This window comes from Hydrogenophaga sp. Root209 (assembly GCF_001428625.1).
GTDB lineage: Bacteria > Pseudomonadota > Gammaproteobacteria > Burkholderiales > Burkholderiaceae_C > Hydrogenophaga.
On the sequence record NZ_LMIE01000031.1, the window covers coordinates 130,949 to 157,128 of the forward strand.

Consider the following 26,180-nt stretch of genomic DNA (forward strand, 5'->3'; position numbering starts at 1 on the left):
TTGCGGTCGACATGGTCGCCGCGCGCACACCTCAAATCGCCTGCGGGTGCGGGTGGTGGCACTTCCACTTTGGCACGTTGTTGCAGGCTTGGGTGGGGCGCACATTGCATTGCTTGCTATTCGCCGCCCAGATGAAAGTGTTGACTCGTTCTCACAGGCTTGACATTAACCAGACGTGCCTGCGAATTGCTGCTCCTAAAAATGTAGCTTGACGCCCCTCATGTATCGAATTACCTTCGGCGGGTTTGAAAGTTTAGGAGTAGACCCGGTGAACAGCGTGTATCGATCGGTGTGGAATGGCGCGCTCGGCGCCTGGGTGGCGGTGTCGGAAGCCGCATCGGGACATGGCAAGGGCGGCTGTCGCCACTTGCTGGTGGGCGGTGTAGCGGCGGTGGCGCTTGTTGGCGTACCGGCACATGCGGCAGACATCGAATACTTGAGCACTGGCGCCGCTGCTTACATGGACAACCCGTTGCTCTGGCAAGGTGGGAGACTTCCCGGCCTCAGCGACCGCGGCGTCATTTCGGGCCCAACCATCAATCTCTCCGCTGGTAGCGCTCCCGGTGCTGTCTCCATCGGCTCCCTCTGGATCACCAGTGGCGCGGGCGTCAGACAGTTGAACCCGCAGGCGAGCTGGCTCTCGCTGGCCGGGATCAACGGCATCGGTATTCAGTCGGATTCGCCCAACGGCATCCAATTCATACGGAACGTCACCCTGTTGGGCGATATTTCCATCCGGGTGACCCACATAGCGGGTGGCGGCATTTCCTTCGCCCGGGCGATCAATGCGTCCCCTTCTTCCACCATCGATATCGGGAACTACACCCTGACACTCGATCCGGTCAATGCGGTGAACACCGTGAACGGAATTAACGCCGGGATCATTGGCACCGGGAACGTTGTCAAGACGGGTGCCGGACGTTCGACCTGGAGCACCTCGGCCAGCTCAGTGGCTTCTTTGCTGGCATACACCGGCTTCACCGACATCCGCCAGGGCACCTTCGCGCTCACGGGCATTGCCAGCCTGCACAACGCCAGCCGCGTGAACGTCGACGGCACGCTCGACATCTCGGGCACGGTCAACGGGACGAACATCGGCAACACCACGAATACGCCTGACGGCAGCAGCCTACGCAATCTGACCGGGACCGGCCAGGTCTTGCTGGGCGCGCGCAACCTGCACCTCATGGCCGGTCAGAGCGACTTCTCGGGTGCGATCAGCGGGACCGGCGCGCTGTTCATCGAAGGGGGCGAGGCCACGCTGCGCACGGCCAACAGCCATGCGGGCGGCACGGAACTCAAGAGCGGCCGCCTGAACGTCGGCCACAACCAGGCCTTGGGCACGGGCGCGCTGGCCATGGACGACGGCACCACGCTCGGCTTTGTCGCCGACGGCCTGAACATTGCCAACGACATTGTGATGACCGGAACCAATGACCCCATCATCGACACCGGCGCGTTCAACGAGACCCTCTCGGGCGTGATCAGCGGCGGCGGCTTCCTGACCAAGCAAGGCACGGGCACGCTGACACTCACGGGCGCCAACATCCACACCGGCGCGACGAACGTGGCCGCGGGCACCTTGAAGGCCGGCGCGGCCAACGTCTTCAGCGCCGCCTCGGCGCACATGGTGGGTGCCGGCGGCACGCTGGACCTCGCTGGCTTCAACCAAACCCTGGCGTCCATGGACGTCGCCGGTATGGTGTCCACTGTGGGCGCGGCCCCGGGCACCACGCTCACCGTCAACGGTCTGTGGCGAGGCAGCGGCGGCACGCTGCGCCTGGGCACCGCGCTGAATGGCGATGGCAGTGCCTCAGACCGCCTGGTGCTGGATGGCGCCGGGGCCTCGGCCAGCGGAAGCACCACGCTGCAGATCGTGAACCTCGGCGGCCTGGGCGCGCAGACAACGGGCGATGGCATCGAGGTGGTCACCGCCCAAGGTGGCGCGACCTCCACCGCGCAGACCACGCGCGACGCCTTTGCGCTGCAGAGCGGACACGTGGACGCGGGTGCCTACGAGTACCACCTGTTCGCCGCCGATGCGGCGGGCCTGGGCGAGAACTGGTACCTGCGCTCGACCCGCGCGGCGTCCGACACGGTGATGTACCGCGCCGAGGTGCCGCTGCTCACCGCACTGCCCGAGCAGTTGCGCCAGTCTGGCCTGGTGATGCTGGGCAACCTGCACCAGCGCGTGGGCGACGAGCGCCAGGGCGGCGCCGAACAGCGCCACAGCTGGGCCCGCCTCATCAGCACCGAGCGTCAGATCGCCCAGGGCGGCACCATCGCCCCGGTGAGCCACACGCGGTTCAACGGTGTGCAAGCCGGCATCGACCTGTGGAACGAGCCCGAGTGGCGCGCGGGCCTGTCCCTGGGCCAGCTCGAAGGCAACTCGCGCGTGCGCGGTTTCTCTGGCGGCATCGAGAACCTCGCCGTGGGCGGCACCGACCTGCGCAGCCGCTACCTGGGCGCCTATGCCACGCACCACCGGGCCTCGGGCTTGTATGCCGATGCCGTGTTGCAGTTTGGCGACCACCGCTACACGCTCAAGCCCAATGCCGCCCCCGCCGAGAGCGCTGGCGCTAGCAGCTGGCTCGCTTCGCTGGAGGTGGGACAGCCGTTCCATGTCAGATCGAACTGGCAGGTGGAGCCGCAGCTGCAACTCGTCTACCAGCACATGGATGTGAGCGACGTGCAGATCACCAACGCCCAGGTGCAGGTGAACACCCGGGGCAGTTGGCTCGCGCGGGCGGGCTTGCGCGTGAAGACGTCGATGTCCACGCGCCTGGGCATCCTGCAGCCGTACGGTCGTGTCAACGTGTACCACGCCAGTAACGGCAGCGATGTGGCGAGCTTCGGTGTGGCCGTGGGTTCAAAGAGCTTCGCCACGCGCGTCGGTGGCACCAGCGCCGAGGCGGCTTTGGGCATGACGCTGGAGGTCAGTCCCCGTGCCAGCGTGTACGCCGAGCTGGGCACGTTGTGGGCCTCGGGCGGCGATAGCCGCAGCTCGGGCGGGCTCAACGGCTCGGCCGGCATGCGTTGGCTCTGGTGAGAGTGGAAGGCACGCGAATGGACATGGGTGATGCAAACAGGGGCGTGCGCTTGCGACCGCTTCGCTGCGGTCAAGATGGGTTTGCCGGGCGCATACGATTCTGCAGCGGCACAGCTCCAGCGCAGCCACAGGGCGCGCGCCCTCCTGCCAGGCACACGCAGAAGTTCATCGAGCACGCGCGCCAGTTCGACTCGATGTTCATCGAGCTGGACGCCATCCGGGTGATCGAGGGTGGGGGCGACGACGTCCCCGACGGCAAAGTCACCGATTTCCGCCGCGCAGTCCAGGCCACGGCCGAGGAGACGGTGGCCTTTTCGTGGATCGAATGGCCGGACAAGGCCACACGTGACGCGGCCATGAAGAAAATGATGGAAGACCCGCGCATGGATCCGTCCACACCCGGCAACCTGCCCATGCCTTTCGACGGCAAACGCATGATCTTCGGCGGCTTCGAACCGGTGGTCGAAGTGAAGGCTTGAGCGGCGGGAGCGACCCCGCCCCCGGGGCGTGCCACGCCAAGCGCAGGCCCGCAGGCAGGTGGGCCCGCAACCCCTCAATCCTGACCCCGCTTGCTCGGTCGCAGGCGGTTACAAAGGGATCGGAAGCACGCCCTAGAATCTTTGTTTCAACTAATGGACCTCAGATGACCACTGCCAAAAAGCAAACCGCATTCAACCGAGCCCTCACGCCCAGCGCCGAGCTGGCCGCTGTGATCGGTGCAACGCCGCAACCCCGCACCGAAGTTGTGAAGCTCATGTGGGAGTACATCAAGGCCAACAACCTGCAAAACCCGAAAAACAAGCGAAACATCCTGGCGGACGCCAAGCTCAAGGCCGTCTTCGGAAAGGATGAAGTCACCATGTTCGAGATGACCGGGCTGGTGGGCAAGCACCTGAGCTAGCTGGAGACCACGGGGCCGTGCGCAGACGGCCGCTCGCATGACCCATGACAGTCAAGCTCTACCTTCGCGAGCATTCTGCGTGTGTTCAAAGCAAGCCCTGCTCGTCGCCCTCGGGTCGCATGTGCGGACTGGCTGGGCCAACGCCATCCACACATGAAATGGCAAGCGTTCAACGGCACGGCACGGCACGGCACGGCGAGGCGCGGCGCGGCGCGCGCCACCACCAACGAGCCGCGCTCCATCTGCAGCACGCCGCGGCCGAACTGGTCGGCCACACGCTGGACCAGGCTCTCATGAGGATCGCGCGCGGATTGTTTCCTGCATGGGCTTGCGCCCGAGCCTGGATGCCGGCGTCCGTCAGACGCAACGTTTCATGGCCATGGCTGCCCGCACCTGAAATTCCAGAATGCTGTTGCCGGGAATCACGCCTGGAATGCCCCGCTCGCCGTAGGCAGTAGCCGGTGGGCAGGTCACATCAGCGGTGTCGCCGACTTTCATTTCCTGCAAGGCTTGTGTCCAGCAGGGCACGACGCGGTTGAGCGGGAAGGTGGCGGGCTCGCCACGTTTGAAGGAGCTGTCGAACTCTTTCCCGTCGGTCAGTTTGCCTCGGTAGTGCACCTGCACGGTATCCGTGGCCAAGGGCTTTTCGCCCGTGCCAGCCGCGGTCCATTTCAGAACCATGCCTGACGGCAGCGTTTTGTTGGCGGGCACTGCACCAGCCGTTTGGGCATGAACGGAGGAGATGACCGACAGGGCGGCCAGGAGAACGGTGAAAGTGGGGATTGTTTGCATGGGGCTTGAGGCGGCGGAGAGAAGAGGATGTTCGGGCACGGGTGGGATCGGCTCCAACTTTAGCCACAACCGTGGTTCCCGGCAGATCGCCGGGCCTGGAGGATCTTGGCACGCCCTGGGAAATGCCCACGCCCAGGGACAGGCTGTAGTTGCGCGCTTCCCACGTGGTTCGCAAGTGCTCGAAACGCCACTGCATATCCGTTGCCATGCGGCAGGCGTGGCGCCGTGCGCCGCGATCAGCTCCCCCATCACCGCATGGAACTCGGCCAGCATGCGCATCACTTCGTCCGCGCCATGCTGCTGGGTGAAGCTGGTGTAGCCGCGCAGGTCCAGAAACAGCACCACGATCTCGCGCTGGTGCGGGCGGTAAAAGTCCGCGTTGGGTGCGGTAGGTTTTCGAAGGAACTTCAGTGCACGCGGGTGAGTTGCTGGCTCAGGTGCGGTTGGTGCAGCAAACGGTGGATATCGCCGCACCCCACAGAGGCATGCTCGAGTCCATCCCGGTTCCGGCGGGCGAGCGTTGTGGACGCGGCGCGGTGCGGTGCTGGCCCGCGCCATCCCCTTGTGAATGCCAATCTGCGCAAGCATTGAGCACGCTCAAGCGGGCCGATTGCTGCCCCGCACAGACTGAAGGCTCCGCTGCACGCAGCGACATTGCTCGACCCATTCGCCATGCACACATCTGCCCTGAAACGTTCGTTGCTCGTTGTGCTGGCCATCTTCAGTTTGGTGGCCTGCCAGACCCCCGTGACCCAGGAGCAAAGTGGCATGGTGATCGGTGGTCTGCTCGGTGGTGCGGTGGGTTCGCAGTTCGGCCATGGCAGTGGCCGAACGGCCGCCGTCATCCTGGGCACGCTCGCTGGCGTGGCCGTGGGCGGCACCGTGGGCCGCTCCATGGACGAGCGTGACCGGTACATGACCGCGCAGACCCTGGAGACCGTACGCACCGGCGTGCCCAGCCAGTGGGTCAACCCGGACACCGGCTACCGCTACACCGTGGTGCCCACACGCACCTACGGCAGCGACGAAGTCCCCTGCCGCGAATACCAGGTGAGCGCCGTGATCGGCGGGCGCGTGGAACAGATGTGGGGCACGGCCTGCCGCCAGCCCGACGGCAGCTGGCGCGCCCAGCCCTGACGGCCGGCAGCATGGAGGTGGTGCTCGTCAGCTTGAGGTTTTGAGTGCGGGGTTGCTCGGGAGGCAGTCTGATCAGACTCCGGGCCCTCTCTCTACCCACCGCCACAGCAGCAGGGCTGCGCTGAATGCGCACGCAGCCGAGAACCCGAAAGCGCTCAGCGGGCCGAATGCCTGATACAGCCAGCCGAAGACGACAGACGCCGGAAGCAGAAGAATCCCGGCGATCAGGTTGAACCATCCGAATGCCGTGCCTCGCCGATCCTCGGACGCAAGATCGGCCACCAGCGCCTTCTCAACACCCTCGGTCGCGGCCATGAACAATCCATAAAAGCCGAACAAGGAATACAGGCCCCAGCCATCCACTCCGACAAGTCCCATCAAAAGGTAGAAGGCCCCGTAGGCGACATAGCCCCCGAGCAGGATTCGAGAGCGGCCCACCTGGTCAGACCATGCCGACAAGGGGGTAGAAAAGGCCATCGCCACAGCTGACACAGCCGCCCAAAGCAGCGGTATGTGGGCTTCGGGAACACCCAGCTCTCTCGCTCGCAGGAGCAAGAACATGTTGGATGAATTGCCCAGATTGAACAGGGCCACCACCGCCAGGTAGTGCCGAAGCGATCGTGGCAACTGGCCGATTCGCCAGTCAAAACGGTCGCGCGACATGGCTGGTACTTGAGCGGACTCCTTGAGCGACAGGGCCAAGACCACACAGATGACCGCCGGGATCACCGACCACAGAAAGACATCCCGCAGCGGGACGCCAGCGGCCAGCAAGGCAAAGGCCAGCAGGGGACCCACCACAGCGCCAGCGTTGTCCATCGCGCGGTGAAGTCCAAAGGCCAGGCCACGCTGGGTCGAGTCAACGCTGGCCGCCAGCAGCGCATCCCTGGGTGATGTTCGCAAGCCCTTGCCGACCCGGTCTGCAAACCGAATGACCAGCAGCGTGCCCCAACTGCCCGCAAAAGCCATCAGCGGGCGACCGAAGCCAGCCAGTGCGTATCCCACAACCACCCAGGGTTTGCTCTTGCGGGTACGGTCCACGATGACGCCTGAGAACAGCTTGAGCAAGCTCGCAGTCGCTTCGGCAATCCCCTCGATGATGCCCAACGCCCGGGGCCCGGCCATCAGCACCGAGGCCAGGTACAGGGGAACGAGCGGGTACAGCATCTCGCTGGCACTGTCGTTGACGAGACTGATGAAACCGATCAACCAGACTGTGCGGGGGAGCCGGGACAAGGATTCAAGCAATCGGTCTACCTTGCTACAGGTCTTGAAGGGAAAGTGAAAGCGTCGGATCTCTTGTGCCGGGGTTCGTGCTCAGCGCGGCGGCTGTTGCGTCATCCACAGCTCCGAGGGCGAACGCGCGCGCACGTAGCAGTCGATGCGTGCGACATCGGGCCAGTCGCCCTCGATACCTACGAATGAAAGGCCCTTGCGTGTGATGAGTTCGCGCGTGATGCGCGATCGCATGCGGTAGAAATCCGATGTGCCGTGCGTTGCCTCGCCCAGCAAAACGAGACGTGCATCGCCTGCATGCTCCAGCAGATCGTGCGGTGCCTCACCCAGCACGGGTTCCGAGCCTGTGTCAGCCATGTCTTCCACGCGAAAGTCGTTACCGTGCAGACGGGTCACACGGACCAGTTCACCGACTTCGGGATCATCGCCCAGGGTCATGGTGGTCCTGCGACGGGAAGGCTCTGAACGGTTCATGCCGCGGTTTCCTGGAGCAATGTTCATGTTCGCGCAACGCGCAACTCAAGTGGCATCGTCCGCGACATGGCATCGCCCGGCATTGAGCCGGCGCAATGTGAGGGTTCAAGGACTTTTCACGCAGGACATTGCGTCCAGTCAATGTGCGGCTGACATCACCCCTCGACATTGGAACTCGGCTTCAGTTCCCGGTTGTGAACCAGAAGCAGGCAGTTTCAGTGGGCGCTGAGAAGGACCTCCGGTCATGACCGGGGCGTTCTCCAGAAGGCTCGTTCAAGGTTCTTTTAAGGAAATATTTCATGAAAACTTCCAAATCGGACTCTTCTCGTTGGCATCGATTCGTGAGTGGTGTCGCTGCGTTTTCCATGGCATCCCTTGCGGCCTTGTCGCTCTCAGGATGTGGTGGAGGTTCATCCGAACCCACTTCACCGCCACCCGCGACCATCGCTGCGCCTGGTGAGCCAACTTCCTTGACCGTGACCGGTGGCGAGAATGTGGCGACCCTGGTGTGGTCCCCGCCAGTCGTGTCAGCCAATGCCGGCCAGCCGGCCAGTTTTGAGATCTACCGCAGCACCACCGCAACCACCACCGCGACAACGTTGGTCTCCCCGGCCAACTTCGTCGTCTCGATACCTGCGGTCGCGGCACAGACAACGCCCTACAGCCACACCGACATCGGTTTGCCAGGGGCCAACACCACTTACTACTACGTGGTCACCGCCAAAAACGCCGGCGGCGAGACGCCATCCGCGGTGGCCAGTGACTCAGTGACTGGTCCACCTGTACCCGCCACCTATGGCAACAACTTTTCAGCGGCCCTGATCTTTGCGGACGATATCGGCATCACCAATCTGGCCCTCGATCCGGCAAAAAGCTGGACCATCACCGACCTGACGGCCATCGACTACAACACCGGACTGCGCCCACTGGCCTCAGAGATCACAGCCATGCAGGCCCTCCCGGTCCCCCCGAGCACGCTGCCCTATCTGCCTCAGGCATCCAGAATCAACCCTCTGTACTACGAGCAGAAGTCCATCAACACCTGGCAAGGTGAATGGGCCAAGGCCAATGGGGTGGATCAGGAAGTCACCGCCAAGTGGGGTGACAACCTGTCCAGTGCCAGCCTCAGTTCGTCTGCCAAGATCAGGATCGAAATGGTTCTGACCAAGGACGTCACCGCAACCCCCATGACGGTCTACCCGATGTTGCTGCTGTCTGGCTCGGGAACAAACGAATTGCAAGGGACCACAGGTGTAGCCACCACCGCCACCACCGCCTTTGTCTTCGCGACCAATGCCCGTCTGACGCTCCAGAAGCTGGATGCAGGCGGCCTGCCCACCGGCCCAGTGGTGGTGGACCAGGCCTTGTTTGATCCAGCAGTCCCCGACGGCCTCAACAAGCTGTCTGGTGAAATCCCCGTATCCGGCAATTTCACCTATGGCTTCGTGTGGGATCCTGCAACTGCAGGATCCTCCGCCGGCCAGTACCGGGTGACCTTCAAGCTCGATCCGACGTCATCGTTCGGAACCGGTAACCCGGCCAACAACACCTTCATGAAGACAGCCACCAACGGTGTGCGCGTATCCGACACCGAGGTCTACATCGATATCGATGTGAAGTAGCCAACCCCGACCCACTTCGCCGCGCAGCCACAACAGGGGCAGATAACAACCGACGATCTCGGCGATGGCGGTGGCGAAGTAGAGCAGCAGTGTTTTCATGTCACTGGATCGTCGGGTCGTGAAAGCGCCGGGCCAGACCGCTGCGCCCCGGATAGAACTTGAACCAGGGCCGCGCCTGGTCGATGGTGCGTGCCACCGGTGGGTGGTCCATCAACCGGTCAAAGTACGCCGCCAGGTGCGTGTGTTGCGGCGCGAGGGGCACGTAGGTCACGGCGTAGAACAAGGCCGGCGCGGCTGCGCAGTCGGCCATGCTGAACCCATCGCCGGCGACCCAGGTTCGCCCTTCCAGTTGGCGATCGATCAGCGCATAGGCCGACGTCAGCGTGTCTCGGGCCCGCGCAACACTGTGTGCGTCGCGCTCGCCCTCCGGCCGCAGAAGATCGGCGGTGAAGGCCTGCATCGGCGTCATCACGTACAGATCGAAGAGGCGGTCCCACAAGCGCACTTCAAGTGCCTGGTCCGGGTCGTGCGGTATCAGCGTGCGGCCTGGGCGCGCATGGTGGCGTTGCAGGTGCTCGATGATGATGCTCGTCTCGGGAACGGGCCGGCCCTGGTCCACCAGCAGCGGCATCTTGCCCAGGGGCCACAGCGCCAGGTGCGCCGAGCGCTCTGCCGCATCACCCAGGTTCAAAAACCGCAGGTCGACCTCGATGCCGAGCACGTCGACAGCGATCAGCACCTTGTGGCAGCACGAGGACAGGGGGTGGTAGTGAAGCGTCAGGGCACTCATGGCATCTCCTGTGATTCCAATGATCGGGAGTATGAAGCCGACCCCGGCCCTGCCAACGTGGCAGAGGCGGGTCAGTTCGGTATCAACACGTTGCGCGCAGCAGCAACAACCCGGCGGGTCAGTCCATCGAGCAACGTTGACGCCGCGCGCGCCTGTTGCCAGTGCAGCGGCACGTCCAGCGAAGAGCCGGGCACCAGTTCCACGAGAGCGCCCGTCTTCAGCTGGGCGCGGATCATCACCTCTGGTTGCAGACCCCAACCCATGCCGGCGACGGCCGCCACCACGAAGGCCTGTGGCGACGGCAAGGTGTGCCGGGGCAACTCCACATGCCGATGGCACAGGCGCCGCACCCAGCGCGCCTGCAACTCGTCCTTGGTGTTGAACTGCAGGCTGGGTGCCTGCGCCAGGCTGCCCGCGCCCACACCACCGGCAAAGTGGCGTTCGACGAAGGCGGGACTGGCGGTCGCCAGGTAGCGCATGGAGCCCAAGGGCTGGCTGTTGCAGCCGACGGCCTGCCGGGCAGAGGCGGTGACCGCGGCCAGCACCGCACCGCTGCGCAACCACTCGGCGGTGTGGTCCTCGTCATCCACCGCCACCTCCATCAGCACCGGAGTCCGTGCCGCGAAGGCGGCCACCGCGGGGGCAAACCAGGTGGCCAGGCTGTCGGCATTCACCGCCACGGGCAGCGCCACCCGCGCAACGCCTTCGGGCGCGAGCGCGGGCAAAGCGCCTTGCAGTTCCTGTTCAAGCAGCCGCACGCGGTCCACGTGTTGACACAGCCGCCTGCCCGTTTCCGTGGCCTGGCAGGGCTGACCGCGCACCACCAGCGCACAGCCGACGCGCTCCTCCAGCAACCGTATGCGCTGCGAAATCGCCGACGGTGTCACGTTCAGCGCACGGGCCGCGCGCTCGAAGCTGCCTTCGCGCACCACGGAGGCCAGCGCAGACAGCGATGCATAGTCCAGCATGAATGCAGTTTTTCTTAAGTGAATGAAGTAGAGACAGTTTGCCTTCACACAACCAAGCTGGCAATCTCGCCGCATGACGACGTTTTTCTCCAACTTGTCCGGCGCGGGGCCGGTCTTCATTCAAGGTCTGTTTCTGAGCCTCGGGCTCATCGTGGCCATCGGTGCGCAAAACGCCTTTGTGCTGCGCCAGGGGCTTCGCCGCGAGCATGTGGGCAGCGTGGTGCTCTTCTGTGCCGTGGCGGACGCCGTGCTGATCACGGCGGGCGTGCTGGGCATGGCGCAGGCCCTGGCAGACAGCCCCGGCATCGCACGCGCGCTGGCGCTGGCCGGCGCTGCCTTCCTGGCGGTGTATGGGTGGCAAGCTTTGCGTCGCGCGCGCAACCCGCAGCTTCTGAAGGCCTCCGAGGGCAGCGAGACGTTCAGCCGTGGAGCGGCCGTGGCGCAGGCGGCGGCGTTCACGCTGCTCAATCCCCATGTCTACCTGGACACGGTGTTGCTGGTGGGCAGCATTGGCGCGCAGCAACCGGCGGCGCTGCGTGGCTGGTTCGTGGCAGGCGCGAGCACGGCCAGCCTGTTCTGGTTCGGGCTGCTCGGCTTTGGCGCGCGTTGGCTGGCGCCTTGGTTTGCCCGTCCGCGGGCATGGCAGATGCTGGACGCTCTGATCGGTGTGACCATGTGGGTGTTGGCAGGTCTGCTGGTGCGCCACGCCCTCACCAACTTCTGAAGGTTCTGAAGGCCTTTGACGACGACTCCCCCCGCCCCTGGCGGGTGGACCGTGCGGAGCAAAGGTCTCGATGCTATCGGTTGGCCTTGCCCACCTCTTCAGCCACCAGCGCGGCCAGCTGATCAGGGCCAAAGCTCGGCAGGCTGCGGCCATTGACGAAGAAGGTGGGCGTCTTGGTGACTTGCAGCGCCGTGAGGTCTTCCATGTCCTGTTGCAACAGCGCCTGCATCCCGGGCTTCTCGATGTCCCGCCGCGCCTGGGCGAGGTCCAGTCCGGCCTGCTCGGCCACTTTGAAGGCGGTCTCGATATTGGGCTGGCCGTGGTCGGCCCAGGTGGGCTGCGCGGCCAACACAGCCTCAAGAACTGTCTGGTACTTGCCTTGGCTCCGGGCGGCTTCCAACAGCTTGACCACATGGTCAGAGCCTTGGTGGAACGGCGCGTAGCGGATCACAAGCTTCACGTCGTTCGGGTACCGCGCCATGAGATTCTTGACGATGGGATGGAACGCGCGGCAGGTCTCGCAGGCCGGGTCAAAGAACTCGACGATGGTGACCGGTGCGTCTTGCGGGCCGAAGACCGGCGAATGCATGCGCACCAGGCGGGTCTGCTCGGCCTTGACCTGCACCGCCTGCGCGGTCTGCACGCGCTTCTGGTAGGTATTCATGCCCAGGTAGAAGAACAAGGCAACGATGGCCACGAGGCCGATGACAGTGAACTTTCTGGCGCTCATGAACGGGTCTTTCTCAAGTAACCAAAAAGCAGGATGACGACGGCGATGAAGGCCACGAGTGACAACCAGGGAATCTGGATGCCGCCCAGAACTTCGAGGCGCTGTTCGCTGCACGAGGGTCCGGTGCCGCAGGGCACCCACCACTTCGGCACCCACCCGGCGATCAGCGCGGAGTGGTAGCCCGCCATGGCCGCGCCACCGAGCGCCAGCGGCATCGCATAAATGGCGCCGCGCCGGTCTTCAGCGAAGGCGGCCATACCCAGAATGAGCGCCAGCGGAAACATGAAGATGCGCTGGTACCAGCAGAGCAGGCAGGGCGTCATGCCCATGACCTCGCCGAGGAACAAGGCGCCCAGGGTAGACACCAGGGCCACGCCCCAGGCCACCACCAACACAGCCCAGGCACGCATCGGCCGGGGCCGCTCAGTGGACGTGGCCATGGTGATCCTTGCCGGCTTCCTCACCCAGTTCTCCCCTCGCCTGCCGCAGCACCGTCCAGCCGCCGTGCAAGGCCAGCGCAGCCATCAGGCTGGCCACCGCCAGGTCGGGCCAGGCCGAGCCGGTGCCGAACACGCCGAGCGCGGCCATGAACACGGCCACGTTGCCGATGGCGTCGTTGCGCGAGCACAGCCACACGCTGCGCATGTTGGCGTCGCCTTCGCGAAACGCGTAGAGCATCCACGCCACGGCTACGTTGGCCGCGAGCGCAAGCAGAGCCACCGCGCCCATGGTCATGGCCTGTGGCACCCCGCCATGCCACACCGACCACACCGCCGCCCCCAGCACATACAGACCGAAGCCCATCATGCTGACCGCCTTGAGCATGGCCGCGCGCGCTCGCCAGGCCAGCACCGAGGCCAGCACCGCGAGCGAGACCGCGTAGTTGAGCGCATCGCCCGCGAAGTCCACCGCATCGGCCAGCAGCGAGAGCGATCCGGCCTGCACGCCCGCGCCGATCTCGATCAGGAACATGGCGGCGTTGACGATCAGGGCGATCCAGAGGATCTTGCGGTAGCGCGGCAGGTTGACGAGGGTCTCGGCCTTGGGGGTGTCGTGGTCACAGCAATGAGCGGACATGGTTTTTCCTTTCGATGCCTGCATTGGAAACCCTGGAGTCGCTACAGTGTCAACCACTCATTTCAATGGAGGGTGTGCGATGCAGATCAAGGAACTGTCCCAAGCCACGGGCGTGGACGTCGAGACCATCCGCTACTACGAAAAACAGGGCCTGCTGCCCGAGCCGGCACGGCGCGACAACGGCTATCGCGACTACGAAGCCAGCCATCTGGAACGCCTGTCCTTCATCCGCCACTGCCGGGCGCTGGACATGCCGCTGGCCGATGTGAGCCGCTTGCTGGGTTTCGTTGACAAGCCCGATGCGCATTTTGGCGACGTTGATCGGCTGGTGGACGAGCAACTGGCGCGCGTGCGGGCGCGTCTCAAGAGCATGCGCGCGCTGGAGAAGCAGTTGCTCCAGTTGCGGGCGCGCTGCTCGGGCACCCACGCAGGACACTGCGGCATCCTGGACGAGCTGGTGTCCGCGGCGCAAGGCGAGGCCTGCGCTTGCCACAGTGACGGCTGACGACGCTCAGTTCTCCAGCTTGATCAGCCCCTCCGCCACATAGCGCTTGAAGTCGGTCAAGGGTATCGCCGCCGAGCCGTGCGTCTCTTCGTCGGTCCAGCTCAGCGTGGCGTCGTTGACAGCGATGGTCACCTCCACCGGGCCGGGGCGGATTTCGACATTCGGGCCGTCGCCACTGCGGTATTCGACCTTGCCGACGATCTGTGCTTTTTGAGCCATTTGGTATCCCCCAGTTAAAGACCAATAGCATCGCCCTGCACGGCCCCCAAGGTCGGTGCGCTGGCGTACGCTTCGCATCACGCCCACCGTTCAAGACCATGACCCACACACCGTTTTCTCCAGCCCTGCGCGGCGGACTGCTCGCCCTGGTGGCTGCCGTGCTGTTTGGCCTGAGCACACCGCTGGTGCAGCGTTTCGGGCTCGGCGTGGGCCCGTTCACCACCGCCGCCCTGCTCTACGCGGGCGCCGCGCTGGTGGCCCTGCTGCTGCGCCAACCCACGCAGCGCGAGGCGCAACTGCGCCGCACCGACCTGCCCCGCCTGCTCGCCATGGCGGCCTGCGGCGCGGTGATCGGGCCGGTGGCGCTGGCCTGGGGCCTGCAGCGCACCAGCGGCTCGAGCGCCTCGCTCATGCTCACGCTCGAAGCCGTGTTCACCGCGGTGCTGGCCTGGCGCTGGTATGGCGAAACCATGGACCGCCGCGTGATCGGCGCCGTGCTGCTGCTGCTCGCCGGTGGCGCGCTGCTGGTGGTCGAGCAAGGCCTGGCGGGCCAGGTGCAGCTGCTCGGTCTGCTGGCCGTGGCGCTGGCCACCGTGGCCTGGGGCGTGGACAACACGCTCTCGCGCGGCGTGGCCGACCGCGACCCCGGCCAGGTGGTGTGGGCCAAGGCCCTGCTGGGCAGCTGCGCCACGGTGGCCCTGGCCTTCATGGCGCGCGAGGCGCTGCCAGGCTGGGCCAGTGCACTGGCCTTGCTGGCCGTGGGCGCCACCGGTTACGGCCTGAGCCTGCGCTTTTACTTGCTGGCCCAGCGCACCTTCGGCGCGGCGCGCACCGGCTCGGTGTTTGCCTTTGCCCCCTTCATCGGCGCGGCGGGCGCCTTCGCGCTCGGTGAGCGCTCGGTCACCGCTCTCATGGTGTTGGGCGGCGCACTCATGGCGTTGGGCGTGCTGCTGCACCTGATCGAGCGCCACAGCCACGCGCACACGCACGAAGCGCTGGAGCACGAACACGCCCATTCACACGACGACGGGCACCACCTGCACGCACACCAGCCCATGCCCGAGGGTGCCCACAGCCACTGGCACACGCATGCACCGATGCAGCACACGCACCCGCACGTGCCCGATGCGCACCACCTGCACCGGCATTGAGCCGGCGGCGCCGCGCGGGTTCAGCTGTTCTTGCGGTTGTCGCTGATCCAGTCCGACGCCGCAAACAGAAGGCCCGAGATCACGAACGTGAGGTGGATCGCGATCTTCCAGCCGATCTGTTCACCGGTGAGCGTGGTGCTCACCAGAAAGGCCTTGAGCAGTTCCACCGCCGAGATCGCCACGATGGCACCGATCAGTTTCATCTTGAGGTCGGAGAAACTGACCTTGCCCATCCACGCGGGGCGGTCCTCGTGGTCGCCGATGCTCAGCTTGGAGACGAAGTTCTCGTAACCGCTGAACACGATGATGAGCAACAGCACCGCAATGAGCGCCGTGTCCACGAGCGTGAGGATGGAAATGATCGAGTCGTGCTCGTACAGCCCCAGCACCCCCATGAGCAGCGACACCAGCTCCTTGCCGAATTTCAGCAACAGCACAAGCATGGCGATGATCAGCCCGATGAAGAACGGCGCGAGGATCCAGCGGCTGGCAAAGATCGCCGACTCCATGAATCGCTCGAAGGTGTTGGACTGTTTTGACATGTGACGAATTTGAAGACTGGGGTGAAGCCTCACCGGATGATGCCCCACCACGTGTTCATAAAAAAGGCCCGCTCATGCGGGCCCATTTTCGCGCTGAGCGAATTACTTCTTCTTGCACTCGTCCTTGGCCTTGTTTTCGTCTTTCATGCAATCCACTTTTTTGTCGTCCATTTTTCCGCCTGCATGGCTGGCAGCAAACGCGGGAACGGAAGCCATCATGAATGCAGCAATCATTGCGGAGATGAGAGTTTTCATAGATTACCTTTGGAGTGAGATGTCTTTTGAGACCGGCACACAATGGGAAATCGCCCACCGATGCCACCGCGAAGGATATCGATTTCAATGATCCGCAACCTGACAGACCTTGTTCCCATGAGCGGCCCTCAGGTATTGATTGGATTCAGGTGGAAACCCTGTTGCAAAGCCCTGCTGGCCCTTGTAATCGGTGTTTCATTGAGTGCCTGGGCGCAACCCCGATTGACGCCAGCGCCCGACCAGATCGTATTGCCGGCTTCGGTACATGCGCAAAACAATCAGGCCGGTTCGCTGCGCGAAATTGAACGCGAATGGCGCCAGAACCGCAACAACCTGCCCGTTGCGCTCCGGTACGCGCGCGCCGTGTTCCTGCTGGGGCTGACCGAAGGCGATTTGCGTTGGTACGGCGCGGCCAAGGCAGCATTGCAACCCTGGTGGAACGCAACCCGGTTGCCGGCCGATGGCCACTTCCTGCGCGCGTTGGTCAAGCAGGGTTTCCACGAATTCAAAGGCGGCATTGACGACCTGAGCGCTGCCATCGCCATCGACCCGGCGCAGCCCGAATACTGGTCGTGGCGCTTCTCGCTGAACCTGCTCACCTCCAACATGGCGGCCGCGCGGACCGACTGCGATGCAATCGGACAGCGTTTCGGTCGTGACGAAGCTCAGGCCTGTGCGGCCACATTGATGTACCGGACCGGCCAGGCACTGCAGGCCATTCCCGTGTTCAACCGCCTGGTCGATCTGCCGGACTACCAGGGCCCGTTCACGCAAGACTGGCTGCGCTACCACCAGGGCGAGGCCTACCGCACCGCGGGCCAGTACGCGCAAGCCATTGCCGTGTGGGAGAAGCACCTGCAGGCGCGACCCAACTCGCATCTGGTGAAGCTCTCGCTCACCGAACTGCTGAACCAGCAAGGTCAGTTCGCCAAAGCCCGGCGCTACGCGGAATCGCCCTCACCCACCGACGCGCTGCTGGTGCAGGCGCTGCTGGCCAGCCGTGGCCTGAAGGACGGCAACACGCAGCAGCTGGCCGACCAGTTCGAGAGCCGGATGAACAACCAGGCCCTGCGCGGCGAGAGCCTGATCGAACGGCCCACCATGGTCTACCTCATCACCTACGGACGCGACAACGCGCAAGGCCTCAAGCTCGCGGCCGAGAACTGGAGCGCGCAGAACGAACCCGCCGATGCGGTGCTGTTGGTGCAGGCCGCGCTGAAGGCCAACCAACCCAGACTGGCCGAGCCGGTGCTCGGCTGGATGGCCACCACCGGCTACACCGACCCGGTGCTGAAGGCCCTGACCCAGGAACTCCAGACCCGGCTGGGCAAATCCTGATGAGCCCATTGTTCCGACGCCTGGCCGGGCACCTCGCCCTGCCCGCCTTGTTTGCCCTGCTCGCCTGCGCGGCATCCCACGCCTGGGCCCACTCCAGCAGCAACAGCTACCTCTCGCTCTCACAGCGCGGCTCCGATCTGGTGCTGCGCACCGACATCAACCTGCGCGACGTGGACCTGATCTTCGACCTGGACGACGACCGCGATGGCAAGGTGAGCTGGGGTGAGACGGCGGCGCGCATCGATGAGCTCACGGCGTGGATGCAGCAAGGCATCATCGTGCGCGGTGCCTCGGCCGCGTGCGAGCTGCGGCCCCTCGACGTGATGGCCAGCCCGCACTCTGACGGCTTTTACCTCAGCGCCGAATGGACCGTGGCTTGTGCCGATCCCGAAGACGTCGCGGCCCGGCGTCTCACCCTCAAATACAGCCTGATCTTCGACCAGGACAACCTGCACCGCGGCCTGCTCAAGATTGATCTGCCGGGTTCGCAGAGCAGCGCCATCCTGAGCCCGGACCGGGCTGACGCCGCGCTGCTGGCCGGTGAAGTCTCGGGGTGGTCGGTGTTCACCCGTTATGTGGTCGAAGGCATCTGGCACATCTGGATCGGCATCGACCACATCCTCTTCCTGCTCAGCCTGCTGGTGCTCGCGCCGCTCGTGCAGACTCGCCAGCGCGTGACCAGCTGGAGCGCGGTGGAGCGTTTTCGCATCTCGTTCATGGACGTGCTGGCGGTCGTGACCGCCTTCACCGTGGCGCACTCCATCACGCTGGTGGCGTCCATCCTGGGCTGGATCAACCCACCCGTGGCCATCATCGAATCGGTGATCGCGCTCTCGGTGATTCTGGCGGCGCTCAACAACCTGCTGGGCTGGTTCTCGCTCAAGCGCTGGCGCCTGGCCTTTGCCTTCGGCCTCATCCACGGCTTCGGCTTTGCGAACGTGTTGCTCGACCTGGCCCTGCCGGCACAACAGCTTGCGCTGGCGCTCGGTGGGTTCAACGTCGGTGTGGAGATCGGCCAGCTCGCCATCGTGCTGGCGTTCCTGCCGGTGGCCTGGCTGCTGCGCCACACCGCGTTTTACCGTTGGGTGGTCGTGGCCGGCGGTTCGCTCGCCATCGCGGTGATCGGCTCGATCTGGCTGGCCCAGCGCATGGGGTTCTGAACACGGGTTGTTACTGGATTGACGACTGGTTGGTACGGTCACGAACAGACTGGTTTTTTCATGGCACCTAACCTGAAGGTCAGTCGGATTCTTCGGCTGCGAGTCTCAACCGCTGCACCCGTGCAGCACGTTCAAAGGATCCTCCATGAAAACGTCCAGTTTCATCACTTCCTCGGTTGCCGCCCTGGCCGTGGTCGGCTCCATCGGTCTGGTGTTCGCGCAAACGACCCCGGCCCCATCGAGCCCCGCACCTGCAGAAGCCACCCAGCCGGCCCCTTCCACAACCACCACGCCCATGGCCACGCCACCCGCTGGCGGCATGACCACCCCCGCGCCCGCCACCACCGACAGCATGAACAACAGCGCTGCGATGAACGAACCTGTGGCCCGCGCTGATCGCAACTGATCCGGCCAGCTTGCGCGCAGCGCCCCTTGACCCGCGCGGTCCGGGGGCGTTGTCGTTTGAAGGCATTCGATCCATGGACGTCACCCCATCCACACTGGCCGACCGAGTCCCATGGGCGGACATCCGCAATGGGGTGCTGGCCGGCATGGCCATACTCGCGCTGCTGCTCCCCCCCGGCGCACCCGTGTCGCACAGCGCGTCGCAGCTCACGGCATCGCGCGAGCCCACACCGCTGCGCCAGGCCGAGTTCGGTGGCGTGGACGCTTCCAACGACATGCGCCATATGGCGAACTGGATTGCAAGCGCGGGCGATCACGCTGCCATGCCGTTCGTGATGATCGACAAGCGCGCCTCGCGCCTGTATGTGTTCGATGCACAGGCCCGCCTGCTTGACCACACCCCGGTGCTGCTGGGCTCTGCGCAGGGCGACGACTCGACGCCCGGCATCGGCGACAAGGCCATTGCCGATGTGCTGCCCGAGGAACGCACCACGCCAGCCGGTCGCTTCAAAGGTCAGCGTGGGCTCAACATCATTGGTGAGGACGTGGTGTGGGTCGACTACGACGCCGCCGTGTCCATGCACCGGGTGCGCACCACGCAGCCGAAAGAGCGCCGCCTGCAGCGCCTGGCCAGCGACACGACAGACGACAACCGCATCAGCTACGGCTGCATCAACATTCCCGCGGCCTTCTTCGACGCCCACATCGCGCCCACGTTCTCGGTGCACCGGGCGATGGTGTATGTGCTGCCCGAGCAGAAGTCCCTGCAAACAGTCTTTGGCGTGCAGGTCCCCGAGCCCCTCCCCACCGAGCAGGCACAAGGGCATTTGACTCAGATGATTAAGTAATTAACAACCAAAAATCCATTCGTTCCTGAATTGCACCGAAGCCCGGATCATCCGGTCACTTTCAACAGTTCACACAAGGAACGACATGACCACCCGCCGCCAACTCATCCAGGCCCTTGCCGCCACCGCCCTCACCGCCAGCGCCTTCTCGGCCGTGGCCCAGCCCGCACCGGTGACCTTGCTCAACGTGTCCTACGACCCGACGCGCGAGCTCTACGTGGAATACAACGCCGCGTTCATCAAATACTGGAAGGCCAAGACCGGCCAGGACGTGAGCATCAAACAAAGCCACGGCGGCTCGGGCAAACAGGCCCGCTCCATCATCGACGGCCTGGACGCCGACGTGGCCACCCTGGCCCTGGCCGGCGACACGGACGCGCTGCACAGCAACGGCGGCTGGATCCCGAAGGACTGGCAGAAACGCCTGCCACTCAACAGCTCGCCCTACACCTCCACCATCGTGCTGGTGACGCGCGCCGGCAACCCGAAAAACATCAAGGACTGGGACGACCTGATCCGGCCCGACGTGAAGGTCATCACCCCCAACCCCAAGACCTCGGGCGGCGCGCGCTGGAACTACCTCGCGGCGTGGGAATTCGCCAAGCGCAAATACGGCAGCGACGCGAAGGCGCAGGAGTTCGTGGCCAAGTTGTACGCCAACGTGCCGGTGCTCGACTCGGGTGCGCGCGGTTCCTCCATCACCTTCGCGCAGCGCGCCCAGGGCGACGTGTTCATCTCCTGGGAAAACGAGGCCTACTTGCTGGAGAAGGAATTCGGCAACAAGGTGGACTTCGTCTACCCCTCGCTCTCCATCCTGGCCGAGCCCGCCGTGACCGTGGTCGACAAGAACGTGGACAAAAAGGGCACGCGCGCCGTGGCCCAGGCCTACCTGGAATACCTGTACACCGAAGAGGCGCAGGACATCATCGGCAAACACTTCTACCGCCCCACCTCGACCAAGGCCCAGGCCAAGTACGCCAAGCAGCTGCCCAAGCTCAACCTCTTCAAGATCGAAGATGCGTTCGGCGGCTGGGAGCAGGCGGCCAAGGTGCACTTCGCCGATGGCGGCAGCTTCGACCAGATCTACACCAGGAAGTAATCCTCCCGTGCAGCCACCGGATCGAAATGCGCCCGCAGCGCGCGATCGGTCCGTGCCCTCGCCTCGACCAGCGCATCCGGTCCCTGACCCGTTCCCTGCACCGAGAAGAACATGATGTCGTGCAGCCCTACGGTAGCCAGGATCGCCTTGAGGTAGGGCGTCAGGAAATCGGGTTGGCGGGCGCGCTCGCCTGAAAAGACGCCGCCCGAGGACACGGCGACGAACACTGGCCGGTTTCGCAGCGTGCCGTGTTTGCCTTCCCGACTCACATGGAAGGTCCGGCGCACCCGCACGATGTGATCGATCCAGGCCTTCAGCGCGGACGGCACGGTGAAGTTGTGCATGGGCGTGGCGATGACCACGGCGTCTGCGGCCTCCAGTTCCTGGATCAGTTCCTCCGACCGCGCCATGGAGCCCGTCATCGTGTCCTCCGTGGCGTGCGTGGCACCCAAAGCCGTCGCGTAGCGGTCATCGACATGCGGCAACGCACCGCCGCCGACGAAGCGCTCCACCACGACCGCGTCGGGCGCGCCGCGTTGCAGGAACGCGATGATCCTTCGGGACAGCCGATCACTCTCGGCGCTGGGCCCGCGCGGGCTGCAGCTCACATGCAGGATTTTCATTGCAGACCATTTCCAACGGTTTCGAACAGAGCGCCCGCGTCCTGCGCGGGTCGCCGAAGACCTTCATTGTCAAAAATCAATGGCTCATCATGAAGGTCCATGAATCGTTAATATGACTAAGCCATGAGTGCCACCCAACCCAACCCCGTTCCCGCGCTCGATCCCGCGTCGGCCGAGCCTTTCTACCGGCAGATCTACGACCGCATCCGGGGCGCCATTGCCAGCGGTGTGCTCAAGCCCGGCGACCGCATTCCCTCGGCGCGCGCGCTGATGAAAGAGCTGGGTCTGGCACGCGGCACCATCGAGACGGCCTATGGCTTGCTGGCCGCCGAGGGCTACATCCAGGCCCGCGGGCAGGCTGGCACCGTGGTGACGCCGGGCCTCAAGCCGCGCATGCCGGTGGCATTGCCCAGGCCACCCTCCCGCAGCGGTATTGCCGCGGCCAGTTTTCGGCCCGATTCGATCCTGCCGTTCCAGATGGGTCTGCCGGCCCTGGATGCATTCCCCCGCAAGATCTGGGCGCGGCTGGGCGGCCGCTGCGTGCGGTCCATGCAGCCCGCCGACATGGCACACCCGCCCGTGCACGGCCTGCAGGCCCTGCGTGTCGAGATCGCCGCCTACCTCCAGCTCTCGCGGGGCATCGCCTGCTCCCCTGCCCAGGTGTTCGTGACCTCGGGCTACCGCCACACCATGGAGCTGATCACCCATGCCTTGCTGAAGGAAGGCGATCGCGTGTGGCTGGAGGATCCGGGCTACCCGCCGACGCGGGAACTGCTGGGCCATATGCGCATCACCACCGTCCCGGTGCCCGTGGACGGCGAAGGCATGGCGGTGGCCCATGGCATCAAAGTGGCGCCACGGGCGCGCGCCGCCGTGGTCACACCGGCGCACCAGAGCCCGCTGTGCGTGTCGCTGTCGTTGCCGCGGCGCCAGGCCTTGCTGGACTGGGCCGCGCGAAACCAGGCCTGGATCGTCGAGGACGACTACGACGGCGAGTACCGGTACATCAGCCGTCCGCTGCCCGCGCTCAAGAGCCTGGACCGCGATGGGCGCGTGCTGTATGCCGGCACCTTCAGCAAGGTGCTGTTTCCCGCCATCCGGCTGGCCTACCTGGTCGTGCCGATTTCGCAGGTCGAGCGCTTCGAACAGATCAGCGAAGTCTTTGCCGGCGGCAGCCCCACCCTCACGCAGGGCATCGTCACCGCCTTCATCACCGAAGGGCACTTCGCGCGCCACATCCAGCGCATGCGAAAACTCTATGCCGAGCGCCGGGAAGCGGCCACCGCAGGCCTGCAACGCGTGCTGGGCCAGCACATGACGATCGATGCACCACCCGGTGGCATGCACCTGGTGCTGCGCCTGCACGCACGGCGCTCCGACCGCAAGCTGGTGGCGCTCATGCGAGAGGATGGCCTGTACGCGGAAGCCATGTCGGACTGGACCATGGGCGCGGATGTCGATCCTGCCCTGTTGCTGGGTTTCACGAACATCGACAACCAGGCCACCGTCGAGAAACTCGGCCGGCGCATCCTGCGCCTGCTTTAACGGGTTGACACTCCACATCTTGGCCCATTCAACAACACCATTCATGGCTCTTCTTGAATAGTCCATGAAACTGCACCATGACGTCCTTCCATCAACACGTTCAAGAAGGATTCGTCATGAGCAACCGCATCGACTACGCACAGGCTTCACCCGAGGGCTTCAAGGCCTTCGGCGGGGTGTACGTCAGTGTTCAGAAAAGTGGCCTGGCCAAAGGCCTGGTCGACCTGGTGTACCTGCGGGTCTCGCAGATCAACGGCTGCGCTTACTGCATCGACATGCACACACGCGACCTGATCAAGTCCGGCCTGGCGGCGGACAAGCTCGCCCTGGTGCCGGTGTGGCGCGACGCGGGCGCGGTGTTCACGGGCCGCGAACGCGTCGCACTGGCCTGGGCCGAAACCGTCACCCGCGTGGCGACGACCGGCATTCCCGACGCCGACTACCAGGCCGCGGCCGCCGAGTTCAACGACAAGGAACTGGCCGACCTCACCTACGCGATCGGCCTGATGAACGCGTTCAACCGGTTTGGCGTGGCGTTCCGCTCCACCCCCGCAGCCGCAGCCACAGCGCAGGCCTGATGCCATGGCCTGGACACTGCTCGGCATCGCCGGCCTTCTCGAGATCGCCTTCGCGCTGGGCATGAAGGCGTCCCTGGGTTTCACGCGCCTGTGGCCTTCGCTGTTCACGGTCGCCACCGGCCTCTCCAGCGTGGTGCTGCTGTCGCTCGCGCTGCGCACCCTGCCCGTGGGCACAGGCTATGCGGTATGGACCGGCATCGGTGCGGCCGGCACCGCGATTCTCGGGATGGTGCTGATGGGCGACGCCGCTGCACCCCTGAGGCTCTTCTGCATCGCGCTCATCCTGGCCGGTGTGATCGGCCTCAAGCTGGTCTCGGGCTCGTAAGGGCAATGGCATCCGGGCGCGTCAACCTGGTCGCGTCCGGCTACAGTGCCTTTTTTCTCAACCCACCAAGGATTCGAAAATGCCCAAGGCGTACTGGATGGCCACCTACCGAACGATCAACGACCCAGCCGCACTTGCTGCCTACGCAGCACTGGCCGGCCCCGCCATTCAGGCCGCGGGCGGGCGTTTCCTGGCGCGTGGCATGCCCGCGAAGGTGTATGAGGCGGCCGACAATCAGCGCGCCGTGCTGATCGAGTTCGACAGCGTGGCGCAGGCCACCGCGGCGCACGACAGTCCGGCCTACCAGGAGGCGCTGAAGGCCCTGGGCCAGGGCGCTGAACGCGACATCCGCATCATCGAAGCGGTGGCGTAAAAGCCCAAACGCACCTGCGGAGGCGTCATGCATCTGGAAGGTTCATGCCATTGCGGCAGTGTCAGGTTCTCGGTCGAATCCGCCGAGCCCGTTCCGTTCATGCGGTGCTACTGCTCCATTTGTCGAAAGACGGCCGGCACCGGCGGCTACGCCATCAACCTCGGCGCCGACCACCGCACCCTCAAGGTGACCGGCAAACGCCACCTGCGGGTCTACAAGGCTACGATCACCGAGGGTGACCATGTGCGGCACAGCAGCGGGCATCGGCACTTCTGCGGCGTGTGTGGCACTGCGCTCTGGTTGTGGGACCCCACCTGGCCAGACCTGGTGCACCCCCACGCGGGCGCCATCGATACGCCCTTGCCCGTGCCGCCCGCGAACGTGCACCTCATGCTGGGCTCGAAGGCTTCATGGGTTCGGGTGGAAGGCGGCAAGGACGACGAGTGCTTTGACGTGTACCCGGATTTTTCCCTCAAGGAATGGCACCAGAAGCGCGGGATGGAGCCCTGAGATGGCCGGGAGCACCAAGGCTGGCCGGTGCGCGCGCCGGAGTCACCTCACGCCATGAACACGGCAATGAACGCCAGCATGAAAATGAGGATGGCGCCCATGATCGGCAACAACAAGGGCATGTAGTGCACCACGGAATCGAGGATGTCTTCGGCCTGCTCCTCGGCGTACGCTCGCAACTCAGGGTCCGAATATTCCAGGGGATGTTCGGCCAGGGCCTGATCTGGCGGTGGTTGTCGGTGTGGCATGGCGACCTCCGTTTTTTGGTCTCATTCGTCCGGGAGGACGAGCGGCTTGTCCGCCCTTGCAAGGCGATCGGCTCTTGCAGTGTGCCCGATCTCCAATTTCTCGCGTGGGTCTTTTCGCAAGACCCGGTGTCCTCGCCCGGCATCTGTGCCGCTGCATATGCCGCGATCCCATAAACAAACTACTTCATAGTTGTTTGTTTGTTTGGAAGTGCTCCAGAGAATGCAGTTTTGCAAGGATCAAGGACGTCACCATGAGCACGCTTCGACCCGGCGACAACGCCCCGGATGTCACTCGGAACACCACGCTGACCGACCCCGCCAGCTGAGCCCACGGCATGGCATTCCCCACCATCATCGTCATGCCAGGCTGGCGCAATTCCGGCCCGGGCCACTGGCAAACGCTGTGGTCCGACAGCCTGCCCTCGGTGTTGCGCGTCGAGCAGGATGACTGGGTCGCACCGGTGCGCAGATCCTGGGTGGCCCGGCTCAGCGAGACCATCGAACAGGCCCCTGGGCCGGTGGTGATCGTTGCGCACAGCCTGGGTTGCATTGCCACCACCCACCTGCCGCCCGACGTGTCGGCCCGTATCCAGGGGGCTTTGCTGGTGGCGCCAGCCGACCCCGAACGCCGCGGCGTGCTGGTCGACTTCGCGCCCGTGCCCTACCAGCGCCTGCGCTACCGCAGCATCCTCGTGGCCAGCAACAACGACCCGTATTGCCCGGTGCGCACGGCCGGCGCCTACGCGCGGGCGTGGGGCAGCGAATTCGTGCGGCTCAACGATGCCGGCCACATCAACGTGGACTCGGGCCATGGCCCCTGGCCACTGGGTCTCGCGCTGCTGCAGTCGCTCGGGGCCAATGTGCCCGCTGCCACCCGCGCGGTGGAGCCTGCTTGATCCGGGCTTATGCCTGAGCCGCATAAGAAAACAAGAACAAAGTCGTTTGGATTCGCAGGG

General features: G+C 64.8%; 33 protein-coding genes and 1 pseudogene. 20 read left to right on the forward strand and 14 right to left on the reverse strand.

Features of this window, described 5'->3' with window-relative positions; genetic code table 11:
• Window positions 1-268 precede the first annotated feature (268 nt).
• From ASE11_RS19070 to ASE11_RS25985, 4 genes are all read left to right on the forward strand, one after another.
• Window positions 269-3,049 carry an autotransporter outer membrane beta-barrel domain-containing protein gene (locus ASE11_RS19070; protein WP_056275204.1) on the forward strand — a complete coding sequence of 927 codons (2,781 nt, stop codon included), beginning with the start codon at window positions 269-271 and terminating at the stop codon, window positions 3,047-3,049.
• A 92-nt stretch (window positions 3,050-3,141) separates the two neighbouring features.
• A complete protein-coding gene (locus ASE11_RS19075) occupies window positions 3,142-3,528 on the forward strand; it encodes a DUF1428 domain-containing protein (protein ID WP_268766324.1) in 387 nt (128 codons plus the stop codon).
• 164 nt (window positions 3,529-3,692) lie between these two features.
• The gene (locus tag ASE11_RS27145; protein ID WP_056275206.1) at window positions 3,693-3,950 is read left to right on the forward strand and encodes an SWIB/MDM2 domain-containing protein; all 258 of its coding nucleotides are present in this window, start codon (window positions 3,693-3,695) and stop codon (window positions 3,948-3,950) included.
• A 153-nt stretch (window positions 3,951-4,103) separates the two neighbouring features.
• Complete coding sequence (locus ASE11_RS25985; protein WP_156406416.1) at window positions 4,104-4,247, forward strand: hypothetical protein; 144 nt, start codon at window positions 4,104-4,106, stop codon at window positions 4,245-4,247.
• Window positions 4,248-4,307: 60 nt separating this feature from the next.
• On the opposite strand, the gene ASE11_RS27150 is transcribed toward ASE11_RS25985, so the two are convergent.
• Complete coding sequence (locus ASE11_RS27150) at window positions 4,308-5,087, reverse strand: FKBP-type peptidyl-prolyl cis-trans isomerase (RefSeq protein ID WP_162258068.1); 780 nt, start codon at window positions 5,085-5,087, stop codon at window positions 4,308-4,310.
• A 327-nt stretch (window positions 5,088-5,414) separates the two neighbouring features.
• Between ASE11_RS27150 and ASE11_RS19090 the strand changes: the two genes are divergently transcribed.
• Window positions 5,415-5,879 (forward strand): RT0821/Lpp0805 family surface protein, encoded by a 465-nt coding sequence (locus tag ASE11_RS19090; protein WP_156406417.1) that lies wholly within the window; start codon window positions 5,415-5,417, stop codon window positions 5,877-5,879.
• Window positions 5,880-5,951: 72 nt separating this feature from the next.
• Here ASE11_RS19090 and ASE11_RS19095 read toward each other — a convergent pair whose 3' ends face one another.
• Window positions 5,952-7,127 carry an MFS transporter gene (locus ASE11_RS19095; RefSeq protein WP_082585868.1) on the reverse strand — a complete coding sequence of 392 codons (1,176 nt, stop codon included), beginning with the start codon at window positions 7,125-7,127 and terminating at the stop codon, window positions 5,952-5,954.
• Between the two features lie 69 nt (window positions 7,128-7,196).
• Window positions 7,197-7,589, reverse strand: a complete 393-nt coding sequence (locus ASE11_RS26315; RefSeq protein WP_200959386.1) for a hypothetical protein — start codon at window positions 7,587-7,589, stop codon at window positions 7,197-7,199.
• A 299-nt stretch (window positions 7,590-7,888) separates the two neighbouring features.
• On the opposite strand from ASE11_RS26315, the gene ASE11_RS26770 reads away from it, so the two are divergent.
• A complete protein-coding gene (locus ASE11_RS26770; protein WP_235501366.1) occupies window positions 7,889-9,211 on the forward strand; it encodes a hypothetical protein in 1,323 nt (440 codons plus the stop codon).
• Here the strand turns inward: ASE11_RS26770 and ASE11_RS27155 are convergent.
• The 3 genes and pseudogenes from ASE11_RS27155 to ASE11_RS19115 form a co-directional block, all read right to left on the reverse strand.
• Window positions 9,206-9,310, reverse strand: a pseudogene (locus ASE11_RS27155) (hypothetical protein); the annotation flags it as partial. The gene ASE11_RS26770 and the pseudogene ASE11_RS27155 overlap by 6 nt on opposite strands.
• A 1-nt stretch (window position 9,311) precedes the next feature.
• Window positions 9,312-10,001, reverse strand: coding sequence for a glutathione S-transferase family protein (locus ASE11_RS19110; RefSeq protein WP_056275219.1), 690 nt, complete (start codon window positions 9,999-10,001; stop codon window positions 9,312-9,314).
• A 71-nt stretch (window positions 10,002-10,072) separates the two neighbouring features.
• Window positions 10,073-10,969 (reverse strand): LysR family transcriptional regulator ArgP, encoded by an 897-nt coding sequence (locus ASE11_RS19115; protein WP_056275221.1) that lies wholly within the window; start codon window positions 10,967-10,969, stop codon window positions 10,073-10,075.
• Between the two features lie 73 nt (window positions 10,970-11,042).
• On the opposite strand from ASE11_RS19115, the gene ASE11_RS19120 reads away from it, so the two are divergent.
• On the forward strand, window positions 11,043-11,693 hold the full coding sequence (locus ASE11_RS19120; protein ID WP_056275224.1) for a LysE/ArgO family amino acid transporter: 651 nt from the start codon (window positions 11,043-11,045) through the stop codon (window positions 11,691-11,693).
• A 73-nt stretch (window positions 11,694-11,766) separates the two neighbouring features.
• On the opposite strand, the gene ASE11_RS19125 is transcribed toward ASE11_RS19120, so the two are convergent.
• The 3 genes from ASE11_RS19125 to ASE11_RS19135 are packed head-to-tail and all read right to left on the reverse strand — an operon-like array spanning window position 11,767 to window position 13,500.
• Window positions 11,767-12,423, reverse strand: coding sequence for a DsbA family protein (locus tag ASE11_RS19125; protein WP_056275228.1), 657 nt, complete (start codon window positions 12,421-12,423; stop codon window positions 11,767-11,769).
• On the reverse strand, window positions 12,420-12,863 hold the full coding sequence (locus ASE11_RS19130; protein WP_056275231.1) for a disulfide bond formation protein B: 444 nt from the start codon (window positions 12,861-12,863) through the stop codon (window positions 12,420-12,422). The genes ASE11_RS19125 and ASE11_RS19130 overlap by 4 nt, the downstream gene beginning before the upstream one ends.
• The gene (locus tag ASE11_RS19135; RefSeq protein WP_056275234.1) at window positions 12,847-13,500 is read right to left on the reverse strand and encodes a cation transporter; all 654 of its coding nucleotides are present in this window, start codon (window positions 13,498-13,500) and stop codon (window positions 12,847-12,849) included. Before ASE11_RS19135 ends, ASE11_RS19130 begins: the two co-directional genes overlap by 17 nt.
• Window positions 13,501-13,579: 79 nt before the next feature.
• Here ASE11_RS19135 and ASE11_RS19140 point away from each other — a divergent pair, with 79 nt between their 5' ends.
• Entirely contained in the window at window positions 13,580-14,005 is a 426-nt protein-coding gene (locus tag ASE11_RS19140; protein WP_056275236.1) for a Cd(II)/Pb(II)-responsive transcriptional regulator, read from the forward strand.
• A 6-nt stretch (window positions 14,006-14,011) separates the two neighbouring features.
• Here the strand turns inward: ASE11_RS19140 and ASE11_RS19145 are convergent, their stop codons facing one another.
• On the reverse strand, window positions 14,012-14,224 hold the full coding sequence (locus ASE11_RS19145) for a hypothetical protein (protein ID WP_056275239.1): 213 nt from the start codon (window positions 14,222-14,224) through the stop codon (window positions 14,012-14,014).
• Between the two features lie 98 nt (window positions 14,225-14,322).
• On the opposite strand from ASE11_RS19145, the gene ASE11_RS19150 reads away from it, so the two are divergent.
• Window positions 14,323-15,375 (forward strand): DMT family transporter, encoded by a 1,053-nt coding sequence (locus ASE11_RS19150; protein WP_056275242.1) that lies wholly within the window; start codon window positions 14,323-14,325, stop codon window positions 15,373-15,375.
• 20 nt (window positions 15,376-15,395) lie between these two features.
• On the opposite strand, the gene ASE11_RS19155 is transcribed toward ASE11_RS19150, so the two are convergent.
• Window positions 15,396-15,917, reverse strand: a complete 522-nt coding sequence (locus ASE11_RS19155; protein WP_056275244.1) for a TIGR00645 family protein — start codon at window positions 15,915-15,917, stop codon at window positions 15,396-15,398.
• A 102-nt stretch (window positions 15,918-16,019) separates the two neighbouring features.
• Window positions 16,020-16,172 carry a hypothetical protein gene (locus tag ASE11_RS25990; protein WP_156406418.1) on the reverse strand — a complete coding sequence of 51 codons (153 nt, stop codon included), beginning with the start codon at window positions 16,170-16,172 and terminating at the stop codon, window positions 16,020-16,022.
• A 222-nt stretch (window positions 16,173-16,394) separates the two neighbouring features.
• On the opposite strand from ASE11_RS25990, the gene ASE11_RS19160 reads away from it, so the two are divergent.
• From ASE11_RS19160 to ASE11_RS19180, 5 genes are all read left to right on the forward strand, one after another.
• Window positions 16,395-17,510: a hypothetical protein gene (locus ASE11_RS19160; RefSeq protein ID WP_056275246.1), complete on the forward strand. Its 1,116-nt coding sequence runs from the start codon at window positions 16,395-16,397 to the stop codon at window positions 17,508-17,510.
• Window positions 17,510-18,670 (forward strand): HupE/UreJ family protein, encoded by a 1,161-nt coding sequence (locus ASE11_RS19165; protein ID WP_056275250.1) that lies wholly within the window; start codon window positions 17,510-17,512, stop codon window positions 18,668-18,670. Before ASE11_RS19160 ends, ASE11_RS19165 begins: the two co-directional genes overlap by 1 nt.
• A 145-nt stretch (window positions 18,671-18,815) precedes the next feature.
• Window positions 18,816-19,076: a hypothetical protein gene (locus ASE11_RS19170; protein ID WP_056275253.1), complete on the forward strand. Its 261-nt coding sequence runs from the start codon at window positions 18,816-18,818 to the stop codon at window positions 19,074-19,076.
• A gap of 73 nt (window positions 19,077-19,149) precedes the next feature.
• Window positions 19,150-19,923: a hypothetical protein gene (locus ASE11_RS19175; RefSeq protein ID WP_056275256.1), complete on the forward strand. Its 774-nt coding sequence runs from the start codon at window positions 19,150-19,152 to the stop codon at window positions 19,921-19,923.
• Between the two features lie 85 nt (window positions 19,924-20,008).
• Window positions 20,009-21,022 carry a sulfate ABC transporter substrate-binding protein gene (locus ASE11_RS19180; RefSeq protein WP_056275259.1) on the forward strand — a complete coding sequence of 338 codons (1,014 nt, stop codon included), beginning with the start codon at window positions 20,009-20,011 and terminating at the stop codon, window positions 21,020-21,022.
• On the opposite strand, the gene ASE11_RS19185 is transcribed toward ASE11_RS19180, so the two are convergent.
• A complete protein-coding gene (locus ASE11_RS19185; RefSeq protein WP_056275264.1) occupies window positions 21,007-21,645 on the reverse strand; it encodes an FMN-dependent NADH-azoreductase in 639 nt (212 codons plus the stop codon). The two genes, ASE11_RS19180 and ASE11_RS19185, sit on opposite strands and share 16 nt — an antisense overlap.
• 123 nt (window positions 21,646-21,768) lie before the next feature.
• On the opposite strand from ASE11_RS19185, the gene ASE11_RS19190 reads away from it, so the two are divergent.
• The 5 genes from ASE11_RS19190 to ASE11_RS19210 all read left to right on the forward strand — a co-directional run bounded on the left by ASE11_RS19190 (window position 21,769) and on the right by ASE11_RS19210 (window position 24,976).
• Complete coding sequence (locus ASE11_RS19190) at window positions 21,769-23,190, forward strand: PLP-dependent aminotransferase family protein (RefSeq protein WP_056275265.1); 1,422 nt, start codon at window positions 21,769-21,771, stop codon at window positions 23,188-23,190.
• A 116-nt stretch (window positions 23,191-23,306) separates the two neighbouring features.
• Window positions 23,307-23,768, forward strand: coding sequence for a carboxymuconolactone decarboxylase family protein (locus ASE11_RS19195; RefSeq protein ID WP_056276364.1), 462 nt, complete (start codon window positions 23,307-23,309; stop codon window positions 23,766-23,768).
• A 4-nt stretch (window positions 23,769-23,772) separates the two neighbouring features.
• Window positions 23,773-24,093 (forward strand): DMT family transporter, encoded by a 321-nt coding sequence (locus tag ASE11_RS19200; RefSeq protein WP_056275268.1) that lies wholly within the window; start codon window positions 23,773-23,775, stop codon window positions 24,091-24,093.
• Between the two features lie 79 nt (window positions 24,094-24,172).
• Complete coding sequence (locus ASE11_RS19205) at window positions 24,173-24,466, forward strand: DUF1330 domain-containing protein (RefSeq protein ID WP_056275270.1); 294 nt, start codon at window positions 24,173-24,175, stop codon at window positions 24,464-24,466.
• Window positions 24,467-24,493: 27 nt separating this feature from the next.
• Window positions 24,494-24,976: a GFA family protein gene (locus ASE11_RS19210; protein WP_056275273.1), complete on the forward strand. Its 483-nt coding sequence runs from the start codon at window positions 24,494-24,496 to the stop codon at window positions 24,974-24,976.
• A gap of 47 nt (window positions 24,977-25,023) precedes the next feature.
• On the opposite strand, the gene ASE11_RS19215 is transcribed toward ASE11_RS19210, so the two are convergent.
• Entirely contained in the window at window positions 25,024-25,224 is a 201-nt protein-coding gene (locus ASE11_RS19215; RefSeq protein ID WP_056275276.1) for a hypothetical protein, read from the reverse strand.
• Between the two features lie 335 nt (window positions 25,225-25,559).
• Between ASE11_RS19215 and ASE11_RS19220 the strand changes: the two genes are divergently transcribed.
• A complete protein-coding gene (locus ASE11_RS19220; RefSeq protein ID WP_056275279.1) occupies window positions 25,560-26,120 on the forward strand; it encodes an RBBP9/YdeN family alpha/beta hydrolase in 561 nt (186 codons plus the stop codon).
• Window positions 26,121-26,180: the final 60 nt, after the last annotated feature.

Coding starts and splice junctions, on each gene's coding strand:
- ASE11_RS27145 (WP_056275206.1), top strand. CDS start 3,693: ATGACCACTGCCAAAAAGCAAACCGCATTCAACCGAGCCCTCACGCCC.
- ASE11_RS25985 (WP_156406416.1), top strand. CDS start 4,104: ATGAAATGGCAAGCGTTCAACGGCACGGCACGGCACGGCACGGCGAGG.
- ASE11_RS19090 (WP_156406417.1), top strand. CDS start 5,415: ATGCACACATCTGCCCTGAAACGTTCGTTGCTCGTTGTGCTGGCCATC.
- ASE11_RS26315 (WP_200959386.1), bottom strand. CDS start 7,589: ATGAACCGTTCAGAGCCTTCCCGTCGCAGGACCACCATGACCCTGGGC.
- ASE11_RS26770 (WP_235501366.1), top strand. CDS start 7,889: ATGAAAACTTCCAAATCGGACTCTTCTCGTTGGCATCGATTCGTGAGT.
- ASE11_RS19110 (WP_056275219.1), bottom strand. CDS start 10,001: ATGAGTGCCCTGACGCTTCACTACCACCCCCTGTCCTCGTGCTGCCAC.
- ASE11_RS19115 (WP_056275221.1), bottom strand. CDS start 10,969: ATGCTGGACTATGCATCGCTGTCTGCGCTGGCCTCCGTGGTGCGCGAA.
- ASE11_RS19120 (WP_056275224.1), top strand. CDS start 11,043: ATGACGACGTTTTTCTCCAACTTGTCCGGCGCGGGGCCGGTCTTCATT.
- ASE11_RS19125 (WP_056275228.1), bottom strand. CDS start 12,423: ATGAGCGCCAGAAAGTTCACTGTCATCGGCCTCGTGGCCATCGTTGCC.
- ASE11_RS19130 (WP_056275231.1), bottom strand. CDS start 12,863: ATGGCCACGTCCACTGAGCGGCCCCGGCCGATGCGTGCCTGGGCTGTG.
- ASE11_RS19135 (WP_056275234.1), bottom strand. CDS start 13,500: ATGTCCGCTCATTGCTGTGACCACGACACCCCCAAGGCCGAGACCCTC.
- ASE11_RS19140 (WP_056275236.1), top strand. CDS start 13,580: ATGCAGATCAAGGAACTGTCCCAAGCCACGGGCGTGGACGTCGAGACC.
- ASE11_RS19145 (WP_056275239.1), bottom strand. CDS start 14,224: ATGGCTCAAAAAGCACAGATCGTCGGCAAGGTCGAATACCGCAGTGGC.
- ASE11_RS19150 (WP_056275242.1), top strand. CDS start 14,323: ATGACCCACACACCGTTTTCTCCAGCCCTGCGCGGCGGACTGCTCGCC.
- ASE11_RS19155 (WP_056275244.1), bottom strand. CDS start 15,917: ATGTCAAAACAGTCCAACACCTTCGAGCGATTCATGGAGTCGGCGATC.
- ASE11_RS25990 (WP_156406418.1), bottom strand. CDS start 16,172: ATGAAAACTCTCATCTCCGCAATGATTGCTGCATTCATGATGGCTTCC.
- ASE11_RS19165 (WP_056275250.1), top strand. CDS start 17,510: ATGAGCCCATTGTTCCGACGCCTGGCCGGGCACCTCGCCCTGCCCGCC.
- ASE11_RS19170 (WP_056275253.1), top strand. CDS start 18,816: ATGAAAACGTCCAGTTTCATCACTTCCTCGGTTGCCGCCCTGGCCGTG.
- ASE11_RS19175 (WP_056275256.1), top strand. CDS start 19,150: ATGGACGTCACCCCATCCACACTGGCCGACCGAGTCCCATGGGCGGAC.
- ASE11_RS19180 (WP_056275259.1), top strand. CDS start 20,009: ATGACCACCCGCCGCCAACTCATCCAGGCCCTTGCCGCCACCGCCCTC.
- ASE11_RS19185 (WP_056275264.1), bottom strand. CDS start 21,645: ATGAAAATCCTGCATGTGAGCTGCAGCCCGCGCGGGCCCAGCGCCGAG.
- ASE11_RS19190 (WP_056275265.1), top strand. CDS start 21,769: ATGAGTGCCACCCAACCCAACCCCGTTCCCGCGCTCGATCCCGCGTCG.
- ASE11_RS19195 (WP_056276364.1), top strand. CDS start 23,307: ATGAGCAACCGCATCGACTACGCACAGGCTTCACCCGAGGGCTTCAAG.
- ASE11_RS19200 (WP_056275268.1), top strand. CDS start 23,773: ATGGCCTGGACACTGCTCGGCATCGCCGGCCTTCTCGAGATCGCCTTC.
- ASE11_RS19205 (WP_056275270.1), top strand. CDS start 24,173: ATGCCCAAGGCGTACTGGATGGCCACCTACCGAACGATCAACGACCCA.
- ASE11_RS19210 (WP_056275273.1), top strand. CDS start 24,494: ATGCATCTGGAAGGTTCATGCCATTGCGGCAGTGTCAGGTTCTCGGTC.
- ASE11_RS19215 (WP_056275276.1), bottom strand. CDS start 25,224: ATGCCACACCGACAACCACCGCCAGATCAGGCCCTGGCCGAACATCCC.
- ASE11_RS19220 (WP_056275279.1), top strand. CDS start 25,560: ATGGCATTCCCCACCATCATCGTCATGCCAGGCTGGCGCAATTCCGGC.